Origin of the sequence: Flavihumibacter cheonanensis (assembly GCF_022352215.1) — a bacterium.
In the GTDB taxonomy this organism is placed as follows: domain Bacteria; phylum Bacteroidota; class Bacteroidia; order Chitinophagales; family Chitinophagaceae; genus Flavihumibacter; species Flavihumibacter cheonanensis.
In genome coordinates this window covers 1-288 of the sequence record NZ_JAKRWF010000095.1, presented here as the reverse complement: position 1 = coordinate 288, position 288 = coordinate 1, and the positions used below count along the sequence as shown (strand labels likewise).

The following is a 288-nucleotide window of genomic DNA, read 5'->3' as shown; positions in this document are numbered from 1 at the left end:
GTCGGAATCGATGAAGACGACGATCTCCCCGGTGGCCCGCTGCACGCCTTCGGCCATCGCCGCGCGTTTGCCTCGGTTCGCGTCGAAGCGCACGAACTCCAGCGCGCCGGGCCGGGCCGCCATGAACTGCCGCACCGACTCGGCGGTGTCGTCCGTCGAGCCGTCGTCGATGACCACGATCTGCTTCTTCGACGCGGGGTAGTCGGCGGCGACGGCCGCGGCCAGCGTCCTGGCGATGAACGGGCCCTCGTTATAGGCCGGGACCACCACCGTGATCGACGGCCGGAA

At 69.8% G+C, this 288-nt stretch carries 1 protein-coding gene; it reads right to left on the bottom strand.

The features are described from left to right. Positions 1-288, bottom strand: a 288-nt coding sequence (locus tag MD536_RS21255) for a glycosyltransferase family 2 protein (RefSeq protein WP_262916069.1), incomplete at both ends; no start/stop codon positions are given.